Source organism: Pedobacter sp., from assembly GCF_035317785.1.
Lineage (GTDB): Bacteria > Bacteroidota > Bacteroidia > Sphingobacteriales > Sphingobacteriaceae > Pedobacter.
Genome location: NZ_DATHGC010000107.1, coordinates 1 through 12,746, shown reverse-complemented (window position 1 = coordinate 12,746; position 12,746 = coordinate 1). Strand labels below are relative to the sequence as shown.

General features: G+C 44.8%; 10 protein-coding genes. All 10 read left to right on the top strand.

Features of this window, described 5'->3' with window-relative positions; translation table 11 throughout:
- Nucleotides 1-466 precede the first annotated feature (466 nt).
- Nucleotides 467-3,565, top strand: a complete 3,099-nt coding sequence (locus tag VK541_RS06495; RefSeq protein WP_324368104.1) for a TonB-dependent receptor — start codon at nucleotides 467-469, stop codon at nucleotides 3,563-3,565.
- 24 nt (nucleotides 3,566-3,589) lie between these two features.
- Nucleotides 3,590-5,173, top strand: coding sequence for a RagB/SusD family nutrient uptake outer membrane protein (locus VK541_RS06490; RefSeq protein ID WP_324368102.1), 1,584 nt, complete (start codon nucleotides 3,590-3,592; stop codon nucleotides 5,171-5,173).
- 18 nt (nucleotides 5,174-5,191) lie between these two features.
- The gene (locus tag VK541_RS06485; protein ID WP_324368100.1) at nucleotides 5,192-6,100 is read left to right on the top strand and encodes a DUF5017 domain-containing protein; all 909 of its coding nucleotides are present in this window, start codon (nucleotides 5,192-5,194) and stop codon (nucleotides 6,098-6,100) included.
- Between the two features lie 36 nt (nucleotides 6,101-6,136).
- A complete protein-coding gene (locus tag VK541_RS06480; protein WP_324368098.1) occupies nucleotides 6,137-7,600 on the top strand; it encodes a fasciclin domain-containing protein in 1,464 nt (487 codons plus the stop codon).
- A 13-nt stretch (nucleotides 7,601-7,613) separates the two neighbouring features.
- The gene (locus VK541_RS06475) at nucleotides 7,614-8,633 is read left to right on the top strand and encodes a sialidase family protein (protein WP_324368096.1); all 1,020 of its coding nucleotides are present in this window, start codon (nucleotides 7,614-7,616) and stop codon (nucleotides 8,631-8,633) included.
- A complete protein-coding gene (locus tag VK541_RS06470; protein WP_324368094.1) occupies nucleotides 8,612-8,893 on the top strand; it encodes a sialidase family protein in 282 nt (93 codons plus the stop codon). The genes VK541_RS06475 and VK541_RS06470 overlap by 22 nt, the downstream gene beginning before the upstream one ends.
- Nucleotides 8,894-9,775, top strand: coding sequence for an aldo/keto reductase (locus VK541_RS06465; RefSeq protein ID WP_324368091.1), 882 nt, complete (start codon nucleotides 8,894-8,896; stop codon nucleotides 9,773-9,775). It begins immediately after the preceding gene.
- A gap of 89 nt (nucleotides 9,776-9,864) precedes the next feature.
- Nucleotides 9,865-11,109, top strand: coding sequence for an MFS transporter (locus tag VK541_RS06460; RefSeq protein WP_324368090.1), 1,245 nt, complete (start codon nucleotides 9,865-9,867; stop codon nucleotides 11,107-11,109).
- A 70-nt stretch (nucleotides 11,110-11,179) separates the two neighbouring features.
- Nucleotides 11,180-12,058 carry a hypothetical protein gene (locus VK541_RS06455; protein ID WP_324368088.1) on the top strand — a complete coding sequence of 293 codons (879 nt, stop codon included), beginning with the start codon at nucleotides 11,180-11,182 and terminating at the stop codon, nucleotides 12,056-12,058.
- A gap of 11 nt (nucleotides 12,059-12,069) precedes the next feature.
- Nucleotides 12,070-12,746 (top strand): HpcH/HpaI aldolase family protein (locus tag VK541_RS06450; RefSeq protein ID WP_324368086.1); only part of this gene is annotated, 677 nt, incomplete at its 3' end.

Genomic DNA, 12,746 nt, shown 5'->3' with positions numbered 1-12,746 from the left:
ATGTGAAAAATGAAGTGATCCTGACTGATGCAGCATTGGGGGCCGATATTGGCTATCCATCCAGTGTTCAGCTTAATGATGATTCTATATTAACTGTTTACTACCAGGCCGAAAAACCGGGAGGGCCAACTCTTTTGCAAAGTACTCATTGGCGCCTCAGCTGATGGAGTAATAAAAAAGCGGCAGATTTTATCTGCCGCTTTTTTATTACCTGTGAAACCATAGATTTTCTCTAAACCTGAAAAATAATATGAAAGTACTATAATATAGTATGAGTCTCAGTAGTAACTAGAGGGTATCTTTAATTTTGATTAACCCTCTGGTAAATAATCAACTGCAACAAACCAACCAACGCGATAATATGATGAAATTTTACAGGATGCAAATGTATGAGGAAGATATATGCCTCAAGCTTTTTAGGATTACAAAATTAATAATGTGCATTGTCTTTCTTCAATTAAGTTCAATGGCTAATGGTGCAGACAATGCCGGTGCCGCTGTGCCTATAAAAGGAAGGGTGACTGATCAGGATGGAGCGCCCTTACCTGGTGTAAGTGTAAGGCTTAAGGGAACTCAGATAGTGACAAACACTGCTGGTAATGGGAATTATACTATTAATATACCAGCGGCTAATGGGGTGCTTGTCTTTAGTTTTGTTGGTTATATCACCAAAGAGGTGTCTTTAAAAGATGAATCGAATGTCAATGTGGTGCTGGAGGAAGATGTTTCAAAATTGAATGAAGTAGTAGTAACAGGTTATGGATCAGTGGCAAGAAAGGATCTGACAGGGTCGATAGGTGTTGCTAATGTTGAAGATATGCAAAAAGCACCCGTTGCCTCGTTCGAGGAAGCACTGGCGGGAAGGGTAGCCGGCCTCCAGGTGGTTTCCCAGGATGGCAAGCCGGGCTCATCCATAAATCTGCTCATCAGGGGACTTGGCTCTATTACCCAGGACAGTTCTCCTTTGTACGTTATCGATGGTTTCCCCTTACAGGATGCCAATACAAATTCGATAGACCCTAATGATGTAGAAAGTATATCTGTATTGAAAGATGCTTCGGCGACTGCCATATATGGAGCAAGGGGTTCCAATGGAGTTGTTGTGATCACCACAAAAAGAGGACAGAAGGGAAGTCCGAAAATCAGTTATGCAGGAAGCTACGGGATCAATGCGCCAACAAAGTTCATTGCGCTGATGAACCCTTTACAGTACATACAGCTGCAAAGTTTGTCTTATGGATCTGGCATAAAAGCTCATGTGGACCCGGCGGCACCGTTTTTCAGGGAAGGCCGCACCGTTGAAGATTACAGAAATGTTGAAGGTGTCGACTGGCAGGATAAGCTGATGCAGAACGGGCCCCAGCAAAATCATTCCCTTTCACTGACAGGGGGAACCGACAATACTACTTATTCTGTTTCCGGACAGCTGTTTGGCCAGGATGGAATTATTTTTAACTCCGATTTTAAGCGGTACCAGGGAAAGATGACACTGGACCAGCGTGTCAATAAGAAATTAAAAACTGGTTTGTCGGCTTTCTATTCTAATGTAAAGACTACCGGCAGAAATCCGGCGTCGCAGGGCCCTTCATCTATATTCTATCATGCGTATTCTCTGCGCCCGGTTGAGGTAGCTGGTCTTGAATCAAATTTTGAAGACCTGCTGTACGACCCGGAAACACCTACACTTGACTTGAGGATCAATCCTTTTGTTTCGCTTCAGAATGAAATCCGCAATTTGATCGATAAATCTTTTGTGGGGACTTTTTATGGGGAATACAACATTATCCCCGGACTTAAATTCAGAGCTGACGCTTCTTTGAACTCCCGGACCAGCAGGTCAGAGAACTACAATGGGTCCTTGACTTATTCAGGAGGACCTCTGAGTACCAACCGCCTAAACGGTTCATTACTAAATTCAGAACTCTTGCAGTCACAGGTCAGAAGTTCTTTGTCTTATGACAAGCTGTTTAACAAGGTCCACAAGCTAAGCCTTTACGGTGCTTTTGAATTTACCGATGTACAATCTAAGTTTAACAGCTTAGCCGGAACACAGTTGCCAGATGAGTCGCTTGGGATCAATGGCATAGAACTAGGGATAATTTCCCCTGCACCGAGCACACGCGCAGAATCCTCATCTTCAGCACTGGTTTCTGGTCTTACCCAGCTTAATTATAATTACAAAAGCAGGTATTACCTGACCGGAAGCTTCAGAGCGGATGGCTCGTCCAAGTTCAGGCCTAAAAATCGCTGGAGCTATTTTCCTTCAGGATCTGTAAAGTGGAAATTGAGCGAGGAATCTTTTTTAAAGAGCCTGAAATTTATATCTGATGCAAACGTCAGGGTAAGTTATGGACTAACCGGAAACAACAGAGTTGGCGACTTTGCTTCTTACGCTGCGGTTGTTTATAACAGTCCGTTATTACTCAATAATATTTTACAGCCATTGAGTGCAGTGGTAAATTCTCTGGATAATCCTGATCTGAAATGGGAAAAGGCTTCTCAAACAGATGTAGGTCTGGATATCGGCTTTCTCAAAAATAAAATAAACCTTACAGTCGAATATTATTACAAGAACATATCAGATTTATTGTTCTCCACTGCATTGCCAGGTTCGACCGGTTTTGCAAGTACTGTAAAAAATATTGGCGCAATAAGTAACCGCGGTTTTGAATTTAGCTTAAATACTGCAAATGTATCTGCACGTAATTTTACATGGACCAGTAACTTTAACATCACCTTCAACAGAAACAGGCTCGAATCACTTTCTAATCCTGATGAAGAAGCAACTACCCGTCCGATTGCCTGGGAATCGACGTATGTGAGTACTGAACTTTACATCGCTAAGGTCGGGCAGCCTCTCGGCCAGATATTCGGCCACATTTCAGAGGGCTTGTACCAGATCGGTGATTTTGACAGACTGGCCAGCGGTGGTTATGCTTTAAAGCCTAATATACCTCAGTATTCCACAGGAACGGTTGCGCCGGGCGATCCTAAGTACAGAGATCTGAACAGTGACGGAATCATCGATAATAATGACCGGGCCGTGATCGGAAGAGGATATCCATTGCATTATGGCGGGTTCAGTAATAATTTTACCTATAAAAATTTTGACCTGAATGTGTTTTTGCAGTGGTCGTATGGTACGGAAGTAGTTAACGCGAACAGGATCTGGTTTGAAAGCGGATTTGGATATCAGCAAAGACCTGGACAAAACCAATTCGCAGCCAATGCCAACAGATGGACACCGGAAAACCAGAATACTGATGTGCCGAGGTTTCTTGCAAATAATCCTGCATATTATTCTTCACGATATGTGGAAGATGGTTCTTTTCTCCGGATCAAAACAATCAACTTCGGATACGTACTTCCGCAAAAATTGCTTCAAAGGGCAAAGATCTCCAGGTTCAGAGTATATCTCGCGGCACAAAACCTCTTTACCTTCAGTCATTATCAGGGCTATGATCCTGAAGTGTCAACCAATCAGACCGGTCTGACACCAGGCATGGACTGGTCATCTTACCCGAGAGCGCTAAATATTACTGCAGGTCTTAATGTAACTTTTTAGAAAATGCTTATTAATAACATAAAAATGAAATTCTTAGCTAAATTATTACCGATATTTCTTTGTTTAGCCATAGTAAGTGGATGTGAAAAGGCACTGAATAAAAGTCCTGAAGATTTTCTTCCGGTTGAAAATTATTTTACCAAAGAGTCAGATGCGGTCCTGGCACTGAACGGTGTAATGGATATGATGACCAAAAGGGATTATTACGCAGGCCAGTTTCCTACCCGGATGCTTTCGGGGGACGATCTTTTTGTGACGCTTACTGGTTCCTATCCCGCCAATCACATTGCTGACGCTTCAGATCTGCTGATCCGTAATCTTTGGAATAACTTATTCAGTACGATACAGCGCGCCAATATTTTGCTTGCAAACCTGCCTAAGGTATCGATGCCAGAAACAAAAAAGAATGTAATCAAGGGAGAAGCACTCTTTTTAAGGGCATATGCTATGTTCATGCTGGTTGATATGTGGGGCCCGATACCGATCAATCTCGTGCCAACCTCAGGACCTAATGATGTGGTCCGTGCCAGGCAACCCGTTAAGGACGTTTATGCACAAATTCTTCAGGACATGACGGCAGCAGAGAAACTTGTGCCTGCATCGGCAAGTGCCGCTGAGTATGGCGGAGGGGGTTATCCAGCCAAAACTACCGTCCAGGGAATCCTGGCGCGTGTTTGTCTGACCATGGCCGGTGAGCCGCTAAAAGACATTTCGAAATATAATGAGGCAAGAGACTGGGCAGCCAAAGTTGTGGCCTCAGGCGAACATAAATTAAACCCGGATTATACTGATATTTTTATCAGGATCGCCTCAGATCAGTATGATAAAATGGAAGTGATGTGGGAGATCGATCTTAATTATACCGCAGGCCTGGATGAGCATGGATTAATTGGCAGCCTAAACGGGATTCCGGGTGCAGATGTTTCATTTGGCTACTCTTTTGGGCAGATGCATGTCACGCGAAAGCTGGTCAATGCATATGGTATAACCAGTAATGATATGCGGAGGGACTGGAATGCCGCGCCTTTTCAGTATGTGAGCAATACTACAACGGGTGCCAAATCAAACTTTACTGCTACCCAGCTTTACGAAAGATTTGATTCAAAATACCGGTCGCAATATTATCCTGTAAAACACAGGGACAATACCGGGATCAATTTTCCTGTTCTGAGGTATTCTGATATTTTGTTGATGCTGGCTGAAGCAGAAAACGAAATAGACGGACCGACGCCACTTGCTTATGCGATGGTGAATCAGGTCAGGGCCAGGGCCTATGGTAAGCTATTGCCGGGGGCAACTAACTTGACTGAGGCGGATATTGCTCCGGGAATGGACCAGGTCACTTTCAGACAGGTGATCATGGATGAAAGATTAAGGGAGTTCCCTTCTGAGGCCATTCGCAAACATGACCTCATCCGCTGGGGCATCTTTATATCAGCGATCAAGGGTGTTGCAACTGATGCAAACAACCCGGCGCTACCACTTTCCGGCTTGAGGGGGCAGGTGACCAGTATCGCCAACAGAGTAGGTAATAAAGATGTATTGTGGCCTATTCCGAACGCTGAAATCAGTTTAAATAGCGGTATGACACAGAATGAGGGGTGGTAATTTTTAGAACAAAATAAAATGAAAAAAAAATATTTCTTAATACTGCTGTCGGCTTGTTTATGTGCATGCAGTGACAGTGAGGTGATCGAACCAGATTTTGAGATCACGCTTCCCAAGCTTAATTACGCGGTAAATGAGCCTGTTATTTTCAATTTTACGGGAACCGCTGATATCATTACTTTTTATTCCGGTCAGAAAGGCCGGGAATTTGAATTCCGTGAAAGGGTCAAAGTTAAGGGGATACCGCAGATGTCTTTTAAATCTAACAGGCAGTTTGGTAATACCAGTCCGACGGTAATTGACACGAGTTTAAAAATCATGACATCAACCAATTTCAAAGGTATTTATAACGCTGAATATGTCACTATGGCAACCTGGAAAAATATAACAGACCGGGCGATACTCCCGGTAGTGAGCAGGGCCACTCCTGATGTTTTCTCAGGAGTTATTGATCTTTCGGACCAAAGTACACTCGATTCCTCATTATACATTGCTTTCAAGTACAATGGGTCGAAAACAGCTTTCTCCCAGTATCAGTGGATCATCAAAGAAATTTCTATTGACAATAAACTGGAGGACGGATCACTGGCCAACATCAAGACTAGCGCCACGCTTTCATGGGCGCAGGTAGATATCCTCAATCCGACCAAAATCTGGACATTTGCTGCAGCCCAGATCACCATGACAGGCGGGCCTGCAAATGAACCTGATAATGAAGACTGGATCATTTCACAGCCATTAGAACTGGATAGGGTGCAGCGCAGCCTGGGGGTTGCTGTAAGAACAAGTCCGCTTGCAAAAATACCTTCATATAAGTTTGCAGGTTATTCGGCCCCGGGGACTTATAAAGTAACTTTTGAGGTGCTTAATGCCAATAAGTTTGGTTCGAAAGCGAAAATTAAAGAGTTCTTAATTACAGTGGAGTAACTAAGATAAAGAGATCTGGTATCATAAAATTAAAATATGAAAAATTATACTAAAATAATGGTCATTTTACTGAACTTTCTTCTCCTTGCCGGGAGCTTTACCTCGTGTAAAAAGAGTTCTTTTGAGAATGGCCCTGCTAAAGTCAGCCTATATCAAATCACAGCTGACGACAGAAATTTTACTTTGTTCAGGGCGGCCATTAACAGGGCAGGCCTGCAGGAAATGTTTAATGGAAAAGAGCCGCTGACTATTCTGGCTCCCACCAACCAGGCCTTTATAAATGTGGGCCTGGGTTCTGAAGCAACGATCAATAAATTTACACCAGGATTTATGGACAGTCTGGTAAGAAGCCATATCATTCCGGGAAGGGTGGACGTAAGCGCAATTACAGGATCTAAAGAAGTTGCTACGCTGAACAGAACTGCCACTATTGCTAAAATAGGCAATACGGTTTATACAAATGGAGGTGACATCACACGGTTGAACCTGGAGGCGACTAATGGCTTACTAAATGTTACTACAAAAGTATTGGTAGCCCCTGTACCCAGTATTTTGGACTACCTGGCAATACCCCTGAATACTACCTATACATTTTTGGTTGCGGCGATAAACCGGGCAAGTCAGGGAAGCACGAACTTTGCTGAAATGCTGAGGGGGAATGGAGCTTATACGCTTTTCGCTCCAACTAATGCTGCCTTTATTGATGCCGGTTTTGCCAACATCGCCGCTGTCAGCACGGCTGCTCCTGCTACGCTCGAAAATTTACTAAAATACCATTTGATTGAAGGACGGAAGCTTTCATCTGACCTGGATAGTGTTCCTTTAAATACCCTGGCGAATGTTCCGGTCTATTTTGACCGCAACAGTACAATAGCTTACACCACAAATTCTGCCAATGGGATCTTATTCAATCCCCAAATGTCATCTCCGGTGGTTACTTCACCAAACTACCTGGCCGGCAACGGAGTCATACATTTTATATCGCGTGTTTTGCCCAGACCTGTTGAAACAACTACCCTCCAGCAAATCAATTCAAACCCTTCACTCTCTTTCCTGTCCGCGGCGATAGTACGGGCGAGTCAGGGTACCGGAGATGATGCTTTCGATTTTACTAAGCTGTTGTCCGACCCGCTTCAGTTATATACGTTCTTCGCACCAACCGATGCTGCATTTCAGGCGGCCGGATATCCGGACATGGACGCTATAAACGCCGAAACACCAGGGACGCTGGCAAATTTATTAAAGTACCATTTGATAAAATATAGACAAAACAGTATAAATTTCACCAGTAACAACTATGTATCTACATTATTTCAGTTGTCGAATTCAGCAACCGGAGTAAAATCCCCTGCACCTATAGTGCTCAGCAGAACAGCGGCGCTATATAGCGTTTCAGGGGAAGGGAATACTACTGTAGGCACAGTGAGTCCGAGGGACATCATAACAACAACCGGCATATTGAATGTGGTAAATCTGGTATTAAAACCCCGAAGTGAATAATTGAATAAAAACTATGGTTAATCGAAGAAAATTCATTGGCATGGCCGGTATGGCGGCTACTGCAGGCTTAACAATTGGTCCTGCGTTTGCGAGGGAACCCCGGCAGCACGGAAATACGGGAGAGATTTCTGTAACGGAAGGACACGTCCCGGCTGCTGATGCCGTACAGCAGATCGCTGATGTCATCGAAACCAAAGTCATTTGCCGGGAAGAGGGAAGGTTACTCGGGCAGGGCACTGAATACAGCTTAAATATTAACGGCCATGTGGTAGTAGGCAAACGGGTTGTAGAACCTAACCGCTACCTGGGCTGGCCGACCATCACTAAAACTGCTGAAGGTGAACTGATCGTTGCCTTTTCCGGTGACAGAGATGCGCACGTCTGCCCATGGGGTAAGACCCAGATCATCAGAAGCAGTGATGAAGGAAAAAGCTGGACAGATGCCCGGACAATTACCAGTACGCCTCTGGATGACCGGGATGCCGGGATCATACAAACAGCTAAAGGAACACTATTGGTCAGCTGGTTCACTTCTCTGGCTTTTGAAAATCCGGTTTATGAATCAGCGTATAATAAATATTTACGCGTTGGTGAAAAAATACCTGAAGAAACGCGTAAGGAATGGCTGGGGAACTGGACGCGAAGATCGGAAGATAACGGCAAAACATGGCTTAATCCAGCGCGCACGGCTGGCACCGCACCCCATGGACCTGTACAGTTAAAAGACGGCCGCTTGCTCTATATCGGTATTGGGAAATGGGGTAATGATAAAAGTTCGCTGATTGTTGAGGAATCTGCTGATGACGGCAGAAGCTGGAATATCATTTCCAATCTTCCCAGACCTGAAGGTTTGACCGCTTCATTGAGCGAGCCCCACCTGCTGGAATTAAAGAGCGGCAAGATCATTGCCATGATCAGGCACGAGCCCAAAGACACCAGTCAGTGTTTTTTGCTGCAATCTGAAAGTCTGGATGGCGGAAAAACATGGACAGCATTGCATCAAACTAAGATATGGGGATACCCCCTCATCTGATACAGCTGGCAAATGGCTGGATAGTTGTGGTATACGGGTATCGTCGTGAACCGTTTGGGGAGCGGGCATGCGTTAGCCGGGATGAAGGCAAGACATGGGACATCGCCAATGAAATCGTGCTCAATAATGCGGCAAGCAGGGACCTTGGTTATCCCTCAAGTGTGCAGCTTAAGGACGGCTCAATATTGACGGTATACTACCAGGCAGAAAAATTTGGACAGCCTACCTCGCTTTTAAGTACACACTGGAGAATAAAGTAAATGTCTTTAGAGGGGATTAGCAGAATAGGATTAGGCTGTGTAACATTTGGCCGGGAAATAGACGCAGCGGCTTCTTTTAAAATGATGGATCATGCCAGGAACAATGGCGTAACCTTTTTTGATACCGCTGCAGCTTATTCAAATGGAGCTTCTGAAACTATAGTAGGTAAGTGGCTTAGATCACGTGGTGCAGCGTCCTTATCGATAGTTATATCTACGAAAGTACTGCCGCCCTTTGCACCCGAAAATTTAGCGCTGTCCGTCAACGGTAGTTTGATGCGGCTTGGAACTGAGGCCATTGATGTCCTTTTTCTCCATCGATGGGATTCAAGCCTGGAATCAGTTGAAACGCTGAAAGCGCTGGACGGTCTTTTGTGCAGCGGAAAGGTGCGGGCGCTTGGAGCAAGCAATTTTACCCTGGGGCAACTTAGGAATATTGTCAGCATTCAAAAAAATCATGGACTGGCTGCCTTTTCCTATGTACAGAACAATCACAATCTTGCTGTCAGCGATATTGGGATTGCCTTTGAACAGTTCTGCATATTAAATAATATTGATATCATAACGTACAGCCCGCTTGGAGCCGGGTTTCTGACAGGTAAACATCAAAATGGAATTTATCCGGGCAGCCGCTTCGATTTGATAACCGGACATCAGGATGTCTATTTTAACGAAAAAGCGCAGCGCAGACTTCATCAGCTTCTGCTGATTGCGGGCAAGACAGGATATAATCCGGTGCATCTGGCTCTCGCCTGGGCGCTTCATCAGCTGGCGGTAACCTCAGTATTAATTGGAGGCAGAACGACAGCGCATCTTGACCAGGCTTTTTTGGCGCTGAACTTTGATGATCCGGATATTTTTGCTGAACTTGAGTCAGTCTGAATATCAGTTTCTGCTGACTGAAAAATAGTATTACAAATGCAAAAAAAAGTAACAGGAATGCGGACTGCTGAGACATACCTTAGATTCCTATGAAAACAGACCAAACACCTACCCATTCAAAATTGCTGCCTAAGGCCTGGTTGATGGTTATCCTTCTTTGTGTAGTAGGCTGCCTTAACTATCTGGACCGCATCATGATCACTACGATGAGGGAGTCAATTGTAGATGCATTGCCGATGACCGACGCCCAGTTTGGATTGCTTACTTCTGTTTTTTTGTGGGTATATGGTCTTCTTAGCCCTTTTGCCGGCTTCCTTGCCGACCGTTTTAACCGTAGTCATGTGATTATCGCCAGTTTATTTGTATGGTCGATAGTCACTTACCTTACTGCTCATGCAACGTCTTTTGAGGAGTTGCTGGTGACACGAGCCTTAATGGGGGTCAGTGAAGCATGCTACCTGCCTGCGGCTCTGGCGCTAATTACGGATTATCATAAGGGCGGAACACGTTCTCTGGCTACCGGGATTCACATGGGAGGCGTCATGGTTGGACAAAGTCTGGGATTTCTTGGCGGCTGGATTGCCGAGCGGCACCATTGGACAGATGCGTTTAGTGTTTTCGGAGCAATCGGGGTTGTGTATGCGTTTGTGCTTGCGCTTTTATTAAGAGATGCCCCGGACAGGCCCGATTCAACCGAGCCTGCCGTAGAAAAAGTGAACTTCTTTGAAGCAATTAAGGATCTGTTTAAAAGAAAGTCCTTTATATTATTACTTGTTTTTTGGGGTCTGCTGGGAATTGTCGGATGGATGATCATGGGCTGGCTGCCAACTTATTATAAAGAACACTTTAACCTTAGCCAGGCACTTGCAGGTTTATATGCTACCGGGTATATCTATCCTGTAAGTCTTGTTGGCGTATTGCTTGGAGGTATACTGGCCGATTACTGGGCTAAAAAAAATCCGCGGGGACGTGTCCTGGTGCCTGCGATTGGCCTGGCAATAGCGGCTCCGGCTATATTTATTGCCAGCAGTACCGGCGTAGTTTATATTGCTATTATATGCTTTATGTTTTATGCCTTAACCAGAATTTTCAGCGATGTGAACCTGATGCCCATACTGTGTATGGTTTCAGATAAGCGCTACCGTGCAACAGGATACGGAGTGCTCAATATGTTTGCGTGCATTGTTGGCGGGGCAGGGATTTATGTGAGCGGAATTATGCGTGATGCAGATGTAGATCTGTCCATTTTATTTAAAATTGCAGCCGGTAGTATGCTGCTCTGCGCCGCAATATTATTTACCCTTAAAGTGAAGTACAGCGATGAACAAGCATAATCACCTTTTTATTAACCCTGTTGTTTTCTTCCTGATATTTTATAGCTTAATTCTTAATAATTGTACAACCATGCCTGATCCTTTAAGCAAAAGAGCACTAGATGAATTGTTAGTAACCCTGAGAACGCAACCTGAATTTATTAAAGTCCATGCAGCAGAATACCTGATCTGGCTTGGGCATACTGAAGAGGCCAGAAAGGAGTTCCTGCAGCAAAATGAATTGCATGGCGATCAGCCGAAATACCGTATCGGCATTTGGCGGGTGCTGGCACAAACTGAAAAAGAACCTTCTGGTAAAAAGAAATGGAACGATAAAATATTTCAGGCTTTTGGTGATCTGAACGGGCCTGACAGACTCCACGCTTCAGAAACTCTGGCTAAGCTGCACCTGTCCCCGCTTGACAGATATCCTGAAGCTACGCAGAAATCTCTTTCTGATGAAAGCCGGAACTTACAAGTTTATACCCTTTGGGCCACCTCGTATGCATCTCCCGATTCACTGGATAAGAATCGTCTGAAATTTATACAACTCGCGGCTGCAGATACGAATGAAGATGTGAGAAAAATCAGCTCTTATATTTTGCGCAGAATGGGATTGAATGCCAGCCAGTGGAAAGATTTTGCAAAAAAAGCGCTAGCTGAACCGCCGTCATCGGCACTTAAATTTAGTCTGCTGACCACTGCCTTTATTGCGTGCCCGGCAGATGTGCAGCAGGATTCACAAACAAAGATCAAAGCACTGCTGTTAAATGATTACCGTGAACTTCCGTTTGGCGGACAAATAGAAGTTTCAATGGCGCTGGCGGAACATGGGACTGCTGAGGATATTCCTGTACTGGCCGCATTGATGGACAGTAAACCCGGTACGGGTATCAGTGAAGCAGAAAGTGCTGATGTAAGAGCCGCCGCTGCATATGCTATCCTTAAAATAAAAAATCGTAACACCTAATATTCCATAATATGAAGATGAGAGAAAGCCGTGTTCTTAAAAAGTTGCGGGCAGGCGAAAATGTAAGCTGTATCAAAATAAATGTTCAAAATGCACAGGTTTCTGAACTGGCTGCCATGTCCGGTTTCGATTGTGTATGGGTAGACCAGGAGCATTCCGCACAGGACTGGTCCGTGATTAACAGTCAGATATGGTCTACCAAGGCTCACAACACGGATATACTGGTGAGAGTGCCGCGGGGAAGCTACAGTGACCTTGTCAAGCCATTGGAGATGGACGCTACAGGGATCATGGTGCCTCACGTCATGAACCTGCAGGATGCTAAAAATATAATCAAAATGACAAGGTTCCACCCCATCGGTCTTAGGGCCATAGATGGTGGAAATGCTGATGGTGCCTATACCAATATAGATTTTAATGAATACCTGGAACAGGCCAATCGCGAGCGATTTGTAGTACTTCAGATAGAAGATCCGGAGCCTTTAAAAGAGCTTGACGCTATCGCTTCGCTGGATGGGTTTGATATGCTGTTCTTCGGACCGGGCGATTTTAGCCAGGGAATTGGGGCGCCAGGACAATGGAACCATCCGGAACTTATAGCAGCACGTAAGAAGGTGGCCGAAATCGCAAACAAGCACGGTAAGATTGCGGCTACGACCGGAGGCATTGATAAGCTTGATGAGTTTCT

Excerpts from the sequence above, each read along its gene's own strand:
- VK541_RS06495 (WP_324368104.1), top strand. The coding sequence starts at position 467 with ATGGCTAATGGTGCAGACAATGCCGGTGCCGCTGTGCCTATAAAAGGA.
- VK541_RS06490 (WP_324368102.1), top strand. The coding sequence starts at position 3,590 with ATGAAATTCTTAGCTAAATTATTACCGATATTTCTTTGTTTAGCCATA.
- VK541_RS06485 (WP_324368100.1), top strand. The coding sequence starts at position 5,192 with ATGAAAAAAAAATATTTCTTAATACTGCTGTCGGCTTGTTTATGTGCA.
- VK541_RS06480 (WP_324368098.1), top strand. The coding sequence starts at position 6,137 with ATGAAAAATTATACTAAAATAATGGTCATTTTACTGAACTTTCTTCTC.
- VK541_RS06475 (WP_324368096.1), top strand. The coding sequence starts at position 7,614 with ATGGTTAATCGAAGAAAATTCATTGGCATGGCCGGTATGGCGGCTACT.
- VK541_RS06470 (WP_324368094.1), top strand. The coding sequence starts at position 8,612 with ATGGGGATACCCCCTCATCTGATACAGCTGGCAAATGGCTGGATAGTT.
- VK541_RS06465 (WP_324368091.1), top strand. The coding sequence starts at position 8,894 with ATGTCTTTAGAGGGGATTAGCAGAATAGGATTAGGCTGTGTAACATTT.
- VK541_RS06460 (WP_324368090.1), top strand. The coding sequence starts at position 9,865 with ATGAAAACAGACCAAACACCTACCCATTCAAAATTGCTGCCTAAGGCC.
- VK541_RS06455 (WP_324368088.1), top strand. The coding sequence starts at position 11,180 with ATGCCTGATCCTTTAAGCAAAAGAGCACTAGATGAATTGTTAGTAACC.